Source organism: Rathayibacter caricis DSM 15933 (genome assembly GCF_003044275.1).
GTDB lineage: Bacteria > Actinomycetota > Actinomycetes > Actinomycetales > Microbacteriaceae > Rathayibacter > Rathayibacter caricis.
Genome location: NZ_PZPL01000001.1, coordinates 2806640 through 2818811 on the forward strand (window position 1 = coordinate 2806640; position 12172 = coordinate 2818811).

Genomic DNA, 12172 nt, shown 5'->3' on the forward strand with positions numbered 1-12172 from the left:
CGCGCAGGAAGGCGGGCGGCGCATGCGGCTGGCGGAGTGGGCGGTGCAGCCCGGTGAGTCGATCCCGGAGGGCGTGGAGTACCTGCCCGCGAGCCCCGACTCGGTGCTCTGGGGGCGGCTGCCCTGCGCGAGCGACCGCGCGGTGCTGAGCATCGACTCCGGTACCGAGGTCGTCATCGACACCCTCAGCCACGAGGGCGTGCTGGAGGATCAAGGCCGCGATCCGGTCGCGTTCTTCGGTCGGCACGGCGTCGCTCCCGAGGGCGTGCTGCGCGACGCGATCGCGCTCGCCGCCTCCGGTCCGTTCCGCGACGCGGAGGTCGACGGTCCGCACGTCGTCACGGGTCCCATCGCCGTCCGGGGCGCGCGGCCCGGCGACCTGCTGCGGATGACCCTCCTCGAGGCCGAGCCGCGGGTGCCGTACGGCGTGATCTCGAACCGGCACGGGCGCGGCGCGCTGCCGGGGGAGTACCCGCTCGCGGCGGGGCCCTTCAGCGCCTTCGCGCACGTCGAGGACGCAGCGGACGGCGTCCGCCGCGGAGTGCTGCCGCTGGTAACGGGAGGCGAGCGCTCGGCGCGCTTCGAGCTGCACCCGTTCCTCGGGATCATGGGCGTCGCGGTCGCGGGCGACGAGCGCCCCCACTCCGTGCCGCCCGGCCCGCACGGCGGCAACATCGACATCTCGCTGCTCACCGCAGGGACGAGCCTCTACCTGCCGGTGCAGGTGCCGGAGGCGCTCGCGTACGTCGGCGACCCGCACTTCGCGCAGGGCGACGGCGAGGTCGCGCTGACGGCGATGGAGGCGAGTCTCCGCGTCCGGGTCCGGTTCGAGGTGGTGCGGCGCGCCGACGCGCTCGAGGCGTTCGGCGAGCTCGTCGGGCCGCTGGGCGAGACGAGCGAGTTCCTGGTGCCCACCGGGATGGACGCCGACCTCGACATCGCCGTGCAGAACTGCGTGCGCGCGGCCATCGCGCTGCTGCAGGCGCGCTACGGGATGGACGCGAGCCTCGCCTACGCGTACCTCAGCGCCGCGACCGACTTCAACATCTCGCAGGTCGTCGACCTCGTGAAGGGCGTGCACGCCCGCGTGCGGACGGCGGACTTCGATGTCTGACCCGCGCGTGACCTCGCTCGAGGGCGAGCTTCCGGACGGCCTCGTCGACGCGGTCCTCGCCTACGAGGCCGCACTCTCGGCCGACGACGTGCCGGCGCTCGCCGACGCGTTCGTCCGCGCCCCGACGACGCTCCGGGGCGACGCCTCGGGGCTGCTGGTCGGCCACGACGCGATCACCGGCTTCCGCGGACGGCGCGGCGGGACTCCTCCGCGCGGCCTGGCCGAGCTGCACGTGCGGGCGGTGGACGCCGGCACCGCGCTGGTCGTCACGGTGAACACGCCGTCCCGCGGCGGGCGCGGTCTCGTCACGCAGCTGTGGTCGCTCGACGATGGCGTCTGGCGGGTGCGCGCCGCGCAGGTGCAGGCGCCCGCGCCGGCCCTTGATGTGCGGGTCTGGCGGGTCGTCGGTGCGCCGCTGGTGCCTCCGACCGGCTCGGGCGAGCTGGACGGGCTCGAGATCGCGGTGAAGGACCTCTTCGCGATCGAGGGGCAGCGGATCGGGGCCGGCGTGCCCGCGCACCTCGCCGAGGCCGCGATCGAGACCGGGACGGCTCCGGCCGTGGCGGACCTGCTCGAGGCGGGGGCGTCCGTCCGCGGTCTCGCGCAGACGGACGAGTTCGCGTACAGCATCGCGGGCCGCAACTCCGGCTACGGGACGCCGCCGAATCCGGCCGTGCCGGGCGCGATCCCCGGCGGCTCCTCGAGCGGACCGGCGACCGCCGTCTCGCTCGGGCAGGCCTCCGTCGGGCTCGCGACCGACACGGCGGGCTCGATCCGCGTGCCCGCCTCGTACCAGGGGCTCTGGGGACTGCGGACGACGCACGGCGCCGTGCCCGCGGCGGGGCTGCTGCCGCTGGCGCCGAGCTTCGACACCGTCGGCTGGCTGACGCGGGACGTCCTGACTCTGCAGCGCGTCGCGCGGGTCGGGCTCGCGCGAGCCGAGCAGCGCGTGGCGGGCCGCGGAGTCGTGACGGCGCCGGGCCTGCTCACGGCGGCCGATCCGGCGGTACAGGAGGCGTTCGCGCGCCGCGTCGAGGCGCTGGTCGCCGACGGCGCGCTGGAGGAGCCCGAGAGCGTCGTCCTGCCGCCCGTGGCCGAGATGTTCGCCGACTTCCGCACCGTGCAGGCGGCGGAGGCGTGGGCCGCCGACGGCGAGTGGGTCTCGGCGCATCCGGGTGCCCTGGCTCCGGACGTGCAGGGGCGCTTCGATGCGGCGTCCCGGCTGGATGCGGCGACGGTCGCCGCCGCGCGGGAGCGCCTCGACGGCTACCGCTCCGCCCTCGACTCGGCTCTCGGTGACCGGGTGCTGCTCCTCCCGTCCGCCTCCTCGCCCGCCCCACCGCTGGACGCCTCGGCGGAGCGGATCGACGCGGTGCGCACGGCGACGCTGAGCATGACCTGCGTCGCGGGGATCGGCGGCTACCCGGCTCTGTCGGCGCCGCTGCTCTCGGTCGCCGGCGCTCCGGTGGGACTGTGCCTGGTCGGCCCGCGCGGCGCGGACCTCGCCCTCCTCGAGAGGGCGGCCGCGTTCGGCTCCCCGAAACACGGGTGAAACGTCTGTTCCGTAGAATGACCGGTTGAAACAGGTCTTCCGCCTGCGTTCCCCGTCCGTGAAGAGGTGGTTCCCATTCCGACCGCGCCCGCGATCTCGACGTTCCTGCCGATCGACCCGCCCCCGCGGCTCCTGATGGGCCCCGGTCCGATCAACGCGGACCCCCGCGTGCTGCGCGCCATGTCGGCGCAGCTGGTCGGCCAGTACGACCCCTCCATGACCGCCTACATGACCGAGACGCAGGAGCTCTACCGCCGCGTCTTCGTCACGGAGAACGAGAAGACGATGCTCGTCGACGGCACCAGCCGCGCGGGCATCGAGGCCGCCCTCGTCTCGATGCTCGAGCCGGGCGACCGCGTGCTCGTGCCGGTCTTCGGCAGGTTCGGCCACCTCCTCCGCGAGATCGCCGAGCGCTGCGGCGCCGAGGTGCACGTGATCGAGGCGGAGTGGGGGCAGGTGTTCCCCGTGTCGGTGATCGCCGAGGCGATCGAGAGGGTCCGCCCGAAGGTGCTCGCGGTCGTGCACGGAGACACCTCCACGACGATGGCGCAGCCGCTCGAGGAGCTCGGCGCGATCTGCGAGAAGCACGGCGTGCTCTTCTACACCGACGTCACCGCGTCCCTCGCCGGCAACTCGTTCGGCGCCGACGAGCTGGGGCTCGACGCCGTCTCGGCGGGGCTGCAGAAGTGCCTCGGCGGCCCCTCCGGCTCGGCGCCCGTGACCTTCTCGGAGCGGGCCGTCGCCGTGATCGAGTCGCGCAAGAGCATCGAGGCGGGCATCCGCGACGAGGGCGACGCGGTCAGCGCGCACCCCGTCCGCTCCAACTACTTCGACCTCGGCATGGTCTTCGACTACTGGGGTCCGCGCCGGCTGAACCACCACACCGAGGCGACCACGATGCTCTACGGCGCGCGCGAGTGCGCCCGGATCATCGTCGAGGAGGGCCTCGAGAACACGATCGCCCGGCACCGGCTGCACGGAGCGGCGATGCTCGCCGGCGTGCAGGGCCTCGGGCTCGAGGTGTTCGGCGACGTCGCGCACAAGATGAGCAACGTCGTCGCGGTCCGGATCCCGGACGGCGTGAACGGCGACGCTGTGCGCGGCGCGATGCTCGAGGACTTCGGCATCGAGATCGGCACGTCGTTCGGGCCGCTGCACGGCAAGGTCTGGCGCATCGGCACCATGGGCTACAACGCCCGCACCGACACGGTCCTGACCACGCTCGCCGCGCTCGAGGCGGTCCTCCGACGCGCGGGCGCCTCCGTCTCTCCGGGCGGCGGGGTGGACGGCGCCTACGGCGTCTACGGGAGCGCGGCGTGAGCGCCGTCGACGCCGCCCTGATCATGGAGCGCTGCGATCTGCTCGCGGCGGTCTCGAGCACGCGCGGGGCGATCGAGCGCGTCTACCTCTCTCCGGAGCACGCCCGTGTCAACGCGATGGCGGCCGCCTGGATGGAGGAGGCGGGCATGCGGACGTGGCAGGACGCCGCCGGCAACCAGTGCGGCCGCTACGAGGGCGCGAGCGCGGGGCAGCCCGCGCTGATGCTCGGGTCCCACCTCGACACGGTGATCGACGCGGGACGCTACGACGGGATCCTGGGCGTGATGCTCGCGATCGGAGTCGTCTCGCGGCTGAACGCCGCCGGCGTCCGCCTGCCGTTCGCGATCGAGGTCGTGGCGTTCGGCGACGAGGAGGGCACCCGCTTCGGCACCGCCCTGCTCGGATCGCGCGCTGTCGCCGGCACCTGGGACGAGCACTGGTGGGAGCTCGAGGACGCGCAGGGCACCACGCTCGTCGAGGCGTTCCACGAGTTCGGGCTCGACCCCTCCCGCATCTCGACCGCCGCCCGGGCGGCCGACGACCTGCTCGGCTACCTCGAGGCGCACATCGAGCAGGGCCCGTACCTCGAGGAGGCCGACCGCGCCCTCGGCGTCGTCTCCTCCATCGCCGGCGCCCGGCGGTTCGCCCTCACGCTCACCGGCAAGGCCGGTCACGCGGGCGGAGTGCCGTTCGACCGCCGCCGCGACGCGCTCACGGGGGCTGCGGAGGCGGTGCTCGCGGTCGAGCGGATCGCCCGCGACAACGGCTGCATCGCGACGGTCGGGCGCCTCGAGGCGTTCCCCGGCGCGGTCAACGTGATCCCGGGGCGGGTCGAGTTCAGCCTCGATCTGCGCGCCGAGTTCGACGACGTGCGCGACCGCGTCTGGGACGAGATCCAGCACGCGATGTCCGAGACGGCGCGCCGCCGACGCCTCTCTCTGACCGTCGAGGAGACCCACGGCGCCCCCGCCGTCGTCGCCTCCGACCGGCTGCAGGACGTGATCCGCGAGGGCATCCGCGCGACCGGCGACGAGGAGCCGATGGTGCTCTTCTCGAAGGCCGGTCACGATGCGATGGCGATCGCCGAGCTCACTGAGTACGCGATGCTCTTCCTCCGCTGCGAGGGAGGCGTCAGCCACCACCCGGAGGAGAACGTCACCGAGGCCGACGTGGCCGTGGCACTGGACGCCTTCGAGGCGGCGGTGCACGCCTTCGCGAGGTCGCGCGCGTGACCGGGGCCGCCCCCTCCGATGCCGAGGCGCCGCCCAGCATCGGGCACCGCATCGACGCGGGCTACGCTTCGCTCTCGCGGCAGGAGCAGCGGGCGGCCGATTTCATCCTCGACCACCTCGGCGACCTGGCGATCTACACGGCGACCGAGCTCGCGCAGCACAGCGGAGTGTCCAAGGCCACGGTGTCGCGGCTGTTCCGGCGCCTCGGGTTCTCGAACTCGCAGGAGGTGCGCGAGCACGCCCGCGCGCTGCGCAGCTCGGGAGTCCCAGTCGGCCCCGCCTCGACCGCCGGCGACCCAATCGCCGCGCACCTCGAGAGCGAGCGCGCCAATCTGCAGCGGCTCGCCGCGGCGCTCGGCGACGGACGGCTGGACGCCGCCGTGCGCCTCGTCTCGGACGCCCGCGAGGTCGTGGTCGTCGGGATGCGCAACAGCTACCCGGTGGCGCTGCACCTGCGCCAGCAGCTCGCCCAGGCCCGCGCCCGCGTCCGAGTGGCGCCGCAGCCCGGTCAGTCGCTCGGCGAGGAGGTCGTGGGGCTCGGCGCCGAGGACGTCGTCGTGCTGGTCGGCTTCCGCCGGCGCCCCTCCTCCTTCGCCGCGCTCCTCGACGTGCTCGCCGCGCGCGGGGTGCCGGTCGTGCTGCTCGCCGACGCCCAGGCCCGCCGGTTCGCCGACCGGGCGGCGGTCTGGCTCGAGTGCCCCGTCGACAGCGACTCGGCGTTCGACAGCTACGCCGCGGCGATGAGCGCCGTCGCACTACTCGCCTCGGGGGTGCTCGGGGCGCGTCCGCGGGACGCCCGCGAGCGGATCGCCGGGATCAGCACCGTTTACGCGGAGCTCTCCGAGATCGAGGACCGGGCGTGAACGCGGTCGAGGCCGCCGATCTGATCCGGCTGCACGCCCGGCACCCGGTGGGGCGGGCCGCCGAGGACGCGTCCGAGGACGTGCTCGGACGCGTCGAGCTGCTCACGCCGACCTGCGGCGACCGGCTCGCGCTGCGCGTCGTCCGCGTCGACGGCGGTCTGTCGCTCCGCTGGACGGGGCGGGGCTGCGAGCTGTCGCAGGGCTCCGCGTCGATGCTCGTCGACGAGCTCGACGGTCTCGGGGCGGAGGCGCTGGCCGGTCGCGTCGGCGCGCTCCTGATCTCGATGAGCCTGCGGGTCGCGGATCCGATGCTCGGCGACGAGGCGGCCCTGCTCGCGGTGGCCGCGAATCCGGTGCGCTCGGTCTGCGCCACGCTGGCCTGGCGCGCCCTGCGCGACGCCCTCGCTCAGGCGGGGCCGTCGTGATCGCGGCCGTCGGCGAGGTCGCCGCACTCGACGGCCAGCGCCCCGTGCTCCTCGAGGTGGTCGCGCGCGCCGGAGTCGCCGTGGACCTCCGCGCGGATCGCCGCCCAGTGCGCGCGTCCTATCAGCACGGGATGACCGGGCCGGCCGTCGTGCACGGCTCGAGCGAGGGCCTCCGGACCCGGGGGAGCCGCCGCGAGGACGCGCGCGCCGACCGCGGTGGGCTCCTCCGGCAGGTCCACGAGTGTCACCAGGGCGGCCTCGCCGGTCGCGGCCGCGAGTCCCGCGCGCAGCGACGCGGACATCCCGTCGGCCCAGTCCTCGGCGACCACGATCCCGGTCTCCGGAGGGACGAGACGGCGCGCGTCGTCGGCTCCGGCCCCCAGGACCACCAGCACCCGGCCGCAGCCGACCGCCCGCAGCCGCCGCACGGCGAGCTCAACCCACGGAGTGCCGTCCGCACCCCGCCGCAGAGCCTTCGGGCCGCCCGCGCGACGCCCCGCGCCCGCCGCGAGGACGATCCCGGTGACGACGGCAGCATCCATCCCACCATCGTGCCCCACCCCGCCGCCCGACGAGGAGAGACCATGACCACTCCCGCCCCCGCCCCGCTCCGGGACGCCCTGCTCGCCTGCCTCGCCGTGCCCCGCTGGGCCGACGAGGTCGCCCACGGAGCGCCCTACGCCTCGACGGAGGAGCTCGCCGAGGCAGCTGACCGCGTCGCGCGCACGCTGACGACGGACGAGATCGACGCCGCCCTCGCCGACCACCCGCGGATCGGCGAGCGGCACGCCGCCTCGGGGCGCGCCTCCGCCTTCTCGGCCGCCGAGCAGGCCGCGAGCGCGTCGAGCGACGAGGATCTCGCCGAGCGCCTGATCGCCGGCAACCGCGCCTACGAGGAGCGGTTCGACCGCGTGTTCCTGATCCGCGCGGCCGGGCGCTCGCGCGCCGAGATCGTCGCCGAGCTCGAACGGCGTCTCACCCTCGACGACGCCGTCGAGCGGGCGATCGTCGCCGATCAGCTCCGCGAGATCACGGTGCTGCGCGTGCGCGCCCTCGGCTCCGAGTCGGGGGCCGTCGTCGAGGAGGCCGCCCGATGAGCGCGCACGCCAGTCACGTCACGACCCACGTGCTCGACGCCGTGCGGGGCCGACCGGCCGAGGGGGTGCCCGTCGTGCTCGAGGCACGCACCGACTCCGGCTGGCAGCGTCTCGCCGAGGCGCGCACCGACGCCGACGGGCGCGTCACCGCGTTCGGCCCGGAGTCGCTGCCCGCCGGTGTCTACCGCGTCGTCTTCGACACCGCCGCCTACTTCGGCGACGTCGAGTCGTTCTTCCCCGAGGTCGTCATCGCTTTCCGGCTCGCCGACGAGGGCGCGCACTACCACGTGCCGCTGCTGCTCAGCCCGTTCGCCTACTCGACGTACCGGGGGAGCTGAGCGTGCAGCTCCAGGACGTCCTCGACGCTCCGCAGCTGCGGATCCGGGCCGTGTACACGACTCCCGAGGCGCTCGCGCTGCCCGTGAACTGGACCTTCACCACCGACCTGCTCGACCCGCGCCGCTACCTCGCCCGCGACCAGCTCGTGCTGACCGGCATGATGTGGCGCCGCACCCCCGAGGACAGCGACGTGTTCGTCTCGGCGGTCGCCGCCTCCGGGGCGGTGGCGCTGCTCGCGGGCGAGGGCCTCTACGGCTTCGTGCCCGACGACGTGATCGAGGCGTGCCGCGCGCACGGAGTCGCGCTCTTCGCGGTGCCGGCGGACGTCTCGTTCGCGTCGATCACGGCGCACCTCTCGAACGCCCTGGCGGGGGACCGGGTGGCCCGGCTCACGGCGGGGCTCGCCCGCCAGCGCCAGCTGCTGACCGACGTCTACCGCGGGCAGCTGCTCGACGAGCTGATCGCGCGGACGTCCAGCGAGCTCGGCCGGCCGGTCCGCGTCCTCACCGGGACCGGGCGCGCGGCCGCCGCCGCCGAGCCGCTCGGGCTGACCGAGATCGAGCGCGTGGTCCACGCCGGACTGACCGCGCGGCAGAACCCGGTCACGGTGCCGGACGCGCACGGCGGAACCCTGTCGGTCTTCGCCGTCACCGGCGCCGACGAGCACCGCGCCACGGCCTGGTTCGTCGTGGTCGCCGGCGACTGGAACGGCTGGCACCCGTCCCTGCTCGACGCCGTCACCGAGCTCACCGGAGTGGTGGGGCTCTACCGGCTGCAGCGCGACGCCGAGACGCTCGCCGACACCGCGCTCGCCGACCGGCTGCTCGAGCTCGTCGAGGAGGACAGCGAGCAGCCCGAGACGGCCGTCTACCTCCGTCAACTGGGGCTCGGTGGGGTCGGGCGCTGCGCCGTGATCGCCGCGGGCTTCGACGACGACTCCTCCGCGGATCTCGCCCGCCGGCTGCTGACCGACGCCGCCTCGCACCTGGGTCGGGCGGTCGTGGGCCGCGACGCGGAGGGGCGCGTGGTGGCGGTGCTGCCGGTCGACGCGACCGACGCGATCCCGACCGGAGCGGATCCGCTGGCCGTCGTGACCGCCGCCCTGCGGCGCGTGGGACCGGGACTCGACGGCCAGGTCCTGCGGGTCGGCACGAGTGCGGCGACGTCGCTCGCGGCACTGGGCGGAGCACTGCGCTCGGCGCGCTACGGGATGCTGCTGCCGGGCGTCCCCGGTGACGGCTCCCGCGTGCGCATCAACGACGCGGGCGAGGTGACCTCGGCGGTGCAGCTGCTGACCGCGGTGCCGGACCACCTGCGCACCGTGTTCGTGGAGCTCGTGCTGGGCCGCCTGATCGAGCACGACGCGCGCTACAACTCCGCGCTCGTCGCGACCCTGGCGGCGTTCCTGGAGTCGGGCGGGTCGTGGGTGCGGACCGCGGAGCAGACACACCTGCACCTGAACACGGTGCGGTACCGGATCGCGCGGGTCGAGGAGCTGACGCAGCGGGACCTGTCGAACACGTCGGACCGGGCGGACCTGTTCCTGGCGCTCCAGCTGCGCTGAGGGCGCGTCTGCGGGTGCCCGCTGTGTGCGATTCGCAGGGGATCCGCGGGTCGCTGCGTGCGATTCGCAGGGGATCCGGGGGTCGCCCGATGCCGTGATGCGGAGGAAGGCGCCTTCCCGCGCGGAACACCTGCAGATCGCACAGACACCTGCAGATCGCACAGATACCTGCAGATCGCGCGGATGCCTGCAGATGGTGCGGATGCCTGCAGATCGCGTGGATGCCTGCAGATCGTGCAAACGCCGCGGAGCGCGCCCGCGCTACTCCCGAACGTGCACCTCGCGACCCTGCACGTGCACCGCCGCGATCGCGGGCTCGCGGATCCCCATCAGCAGCGCGAAGAGCAGCTGCGCCGTCGCCGTCTCCTCGTCGTCCGCCCGGATCCCGTGCTCGAGCACGTCCGCCAACGGCTCCCAGCGCGCAGGCTCGATCCGGAGGAAGTCGGCGTCCTTGCCGACGTCGAGGTTGCCGAAGCGGTCCTCCATGTCGAGCGCGCGAGCTCCTGCGAGGGTCGCCGAGAACAGCAGCTCGGCCGGGTGCAGCGGCACCGACGCGTCGCCGGGCTCGGACAGGTGCACCTTGAACGCATCGTTCGCGACGCGCGGCAGGAGCCACTCGTCGCCGGCCCCCACGTCGCTCCCGAGCGCCACCGTCACTCCGCTCGCGACGGTGCGCCGCCAGGGCATCGTGCCCGAGCCGAGGAACTGCTGCGACGTCGGGCAGTGCGCGATCGAGGTGCCCGTCTCGACCATCCGGTGCAGCTCCGCGTCCTGGCAGTGCACCGCGTGCGCGAGGATCGTGCGCCGACCCAGCAGCGACGAGCCGCCGCGCTCGGAGCCCGGGAGGAACAGCCCGTCGTAGGTGTCGAGGTAGCTGCGGGTGCCGAACGAGGCGAGCACCGCGGCGATCTCGCCGTCGCCCGGGCGGTCGTTCTCGTTCAGGTGCGTGTGCACGTACACCCCGCGGCCGCGCACGTCGTCGTACAGGTCGCCGAGGGCGCCGAGGGTCGTCGGAGTGACGGAGAGGGAGAACCGCGGCACGATCGCGACCTGCAGCAGCGCCGTCGCGGGATCGCCGGTGTCGACGGCGTGCCAGCGCTCGATCTCGTCGGCGACCAGGTCGATCGCCTCGGCCTCGCCGGTGAGCAGCGGCGCCGCGGAGTCGGGCCCGACGGTCTGCACGCCCCGTCCCGAGACCAGGCGCAGTCCCGCGTCCCGGCTGCGCTCGAAGAGGGCGTCCTGCGCGTGCGGGAACGCGGATCCGAAGACCATCGCCGCGGTCGTGCCGGCGGCGATCCGGCGTCGGGTGAAGTCGCGGGCGATGCGGGCGGCGAACGCCTGATCGGCGAGCCGCGCCTCCGCCGGGAAGATCGTGCCGTCGAGCCACTCGAGCAGCTGCCCGCCGCCGTAGCCGTCGAGCGAGTAGGTCTGCGGGAAGTGCACGTGCGCGTCGACGAAGCCGGGCACGAGGATCGCGGAGGAGTCGCCCGTCACCGGCAGGGCTCGGTACGCATCGGGCAGGTCGGCGTAGCGGCCGGTCCAGGCGATGACGCCCGCGTCGTCCACGACGAGCGCGCCGTCCGGGATCGACACGAGGGACGCGCGCGCCTGCTCGAGCGCGGGCCGGCCGGCGACGTGCAGGAGGTGCCCGCGGTGGACGGCGGCGGTCACACCAGTCCCGTGTAGGCGTACCAGGCCGGTCCGGCGTCCGGCGCGTCGTCGCGCACGACGCTCGCCTGGATGAGCCCGTACGGACGGTCGTCGGCGTGGAAGACCTCGTTGTCGTTCGTCACTCCGAACGGCGAGAGGTCGTAGACGAAGTGGTGCTTGTTCGGGGCCGACAGGCGCATCTCGACGATCTGCGGGAACTCCTCCAGCACAGCCTTGCCCATCTCGAACAGGGTCTGCTGCAGCGCGAGCGAGTGCACGGTGGCGAAGCGGCTGATCATCAGGGCCTTCACGCCGGAGTAGACCGCCTCCCAGTCCATCGCGGCGAGCTCGTCGGGAGTGAGCGCGAAGCGCCACTTCGCCACAAGCGACGTGGCCATCACCCGGTCGTTCGTCGGCTGCAGCACCGTGTACGGGTCGGTCAGGAACCCGTGGAACTCCGACCCCGTCGACTTGAGGATCGTGAGGTCCTTGAAGCCGCCGGTGACCCAGATCCGCTGGTCCTCGCCGACGCCCTCGACGGTCACCGAGGCGGTGCGCACCTCCTGACCCTTCCTGACCCAGGTGTGGTCGTGCTCCTGCCCGTCGACGAGCACGCGCTCCCACGCGAACTCCTCGATCTCGACGCGCGCGCCGTGGACGGGCGCGTAGCCGTCGACGAAGTGCCGGGCGAGCTCGAGACCGTAGGCCTCGATCGAGCGCAGCCCCTTCTCCTTGGCGAAGGAGTAGGCGGTCTGCTTCTGCGTGTCGGTCGGCAGGACCGCGGACTGGTCGCCCTCGAGGTGCGCGGCCTCGAAGTCGCCGCGCAGCGCGGTCGAGACGTTGACGTCGTGGATCTCGTGGCGCGGGGAGTCGCGGTAGATCCTGACGACGCGGTTCTCGGCCTTCCCGTACTGGTGGTCTCCGAGGATGATCGACATGTCCGCTCCTGTTCGCGTTCGAGGGTGGGCGGCGGCGGGTGCCCGTCTGCCAGGATGCCGCTCCGGAGCCGGGTGCCG

General features: G+C 74.0%; 12 protein-coding genes. 9 read left to right on the top strand and 3 right to left on the bottom strand.

Translation table 11 applies throughout. From position 1 onward, the window contains the following. The first annotated feature begins 22 nt into the window (after window positions 1-22). The 6 genes from C1I63_RS13025 to C1I63_RS13050 all read left to right on the top strand — a co-directional run bounded on the left by C1I63_RS13025 (window position 23) and on the right by C1I63_RS13050 (window position 6506). A complete protein-coding gene (locus C1I63_RS13025) occupies window positions 23-1114 on the top strand; it encodes an acetamidase/formamidase family protein (protein ID WP_107575050.1) in 1092 nt (363 codons plus the stop codon). After that, window positions 1107-2666, top strand: a complete 1560-nt coding sequence (locus C1I63_RS13030) for an AtzH-like domain-containing protein (protein ID WP_107575051.1) — start codon at window positions 1107-1109, stop codon at window positions 2664-2666. The genes C1I63_RS13025 and C1I63_RS13030 overlap by 8 nt, the downstream gene beginning before the upstream one ends. Window positions 2667-2801: 135 nt before the next feature. Next, window positions 2802-3986 carry a pyridoxal-phosphate-dependent aminotransferase family protein gene (locus C1I63_RS13035; RefSeq protein WP_107575866.1) on the top strand — a complete coding sequence of 395 codons (1185 nt, stop codon included), beginning with the start codon at window positions 2802-2804 and terminating at the stop codon, window positions 3984-3986. Beyond that, window positions 3983-5218, top strand: coding sequence for an allantoate amidohydrolase (locus tag C1I63_RS13040; protein ID WP_055792696.1), 1236 nt, complete (start codon window positions 3983-3985; stop codon window positions 5216-5218). The genes C1I63_RS13035 and C1I63_RS13040 overlap by 4 nt, the downstream gene beginning before the upstream one ends. Further along, window positions 5215-6081: a MurR/RpiR family transcriptional regulator gene (locus tag C1I63_RS13045; RefSeq protein ID WP_107575052.1), complete on the top strand. Its 867-nt coding sequence runs from the start codon at window positions 5215-5217 to the stop codon at window positions 6079-6081. The genes C1I63_RS13040 and C1I63_RS13045 overlap by 4 nt, the downstream gene beginning before the upstream one ends. Next, entirely contained in the window at window positions 6078-6506 is a 429-nt protein-coding gene (locus tag C1I63_RS13050; RefSeq protein ID WP_107575053.1) for an iron-sulfur cluster assembly scaffold protein, read from the top strand. The genes C1I63_RS13045 and C1I63_RS13050 overlap by 4 nt, the downstream gene beginning before the upstream one ends. On the opposite strand, the gene C1I63_RS13055 is transcribed toward C1I63_RS13050, so the two are convergent. Beyond that, window positions 6488-7048 (bottom strand): nucleotidyltransferase family protein, encoded by a 561-nt coding sequence (locus tag C1I63_RS13055; protein ID WP_107575054.1) that lies wholly within the window; start codon window positions 7046-7048, stop codon window positions 6488-6490. The genes C1I63_RS13050 and C1I63_RS13055 overlap by 19 nt on opposite strands. A gap of 42 nt (window positions 7049-7090) precedes the next feature. On the opposite strand from C1I63_RS13055, the gene uraD reads away from it, so the two are divergent. From uraD to C1I63_RS13070, 3 genes are read left to right on the top strand one after another with little or no spacing between them, the layout of a single operon-like run. After that, complete coding sequence (gene uraD, locus C1I63_RS13060) at window positions 7091-7603, top strand: 2-oxo-4-hydroxy-4-carboxy-5-ureidoimidazoline decarboxylase (protein ID WP_055792685.1); 513 nt, start codon at window positions 7091-7093, stop codon at window positions 7601-7603. Continuing rightward, window positions 7600-7941: a hydroxyisourate hydrolase gene (gene uraH, locus C1I63_RS13065; RefSeq protein WP_107575055.1), complete on the top strand. Its 342-nt coding sequence runs from the start codon at window positions 7600-7602 to the stop codon at window positions 7939-7941. Before uraD ends, uraH begins: the two co-directional genes overlap by 4 nt. Before the next feature lie 2 nt (window positions 7942-7943). Continuing rightward, window positions 7944-9506, top strand: a complete 1563-nt coding sequence (locus tag C1I63_RS13070) for a helix-turn-helix domain-containing protein (protein WP_107575056.1) — start codon at window positions 7944-7946, stop codon at window positions 9504-9506. Window positions 9507-9767: 261 nt separating this feature from the next. Here C1I63_RS13070 and C1I63_RS13075 read toward each other — a convergent pair whose 3' ends face one another. Next, window positions 9768-11177: an amidohydrolase family protein gene (locus tag C1I63_RS13075; protein ID WP_107575057.1), complete on the bottom strand. Its 1410-nt coding sequence runs from the start codon at window positions 11175-11177 to the stop codon at window positions 9768-9770. Continuing rightward, on the bottom strand, window positions 11174-12094 hold the full coding sequence (gene pucL, locus C1I63_RS13080; RefSeq protein WP_107575058.1) for a factor-independent urate hydroxylase: 921 nt from the start codon (window positions 12092-12094) through the stop codon (window positions 11174-11176). The genes C1I63_RS13075 and pucL overlap by 4 nt, the downstream gene beginning before the upstream one ends. Window positions 12095-12172: the final 78 nt, after the last annotated feature.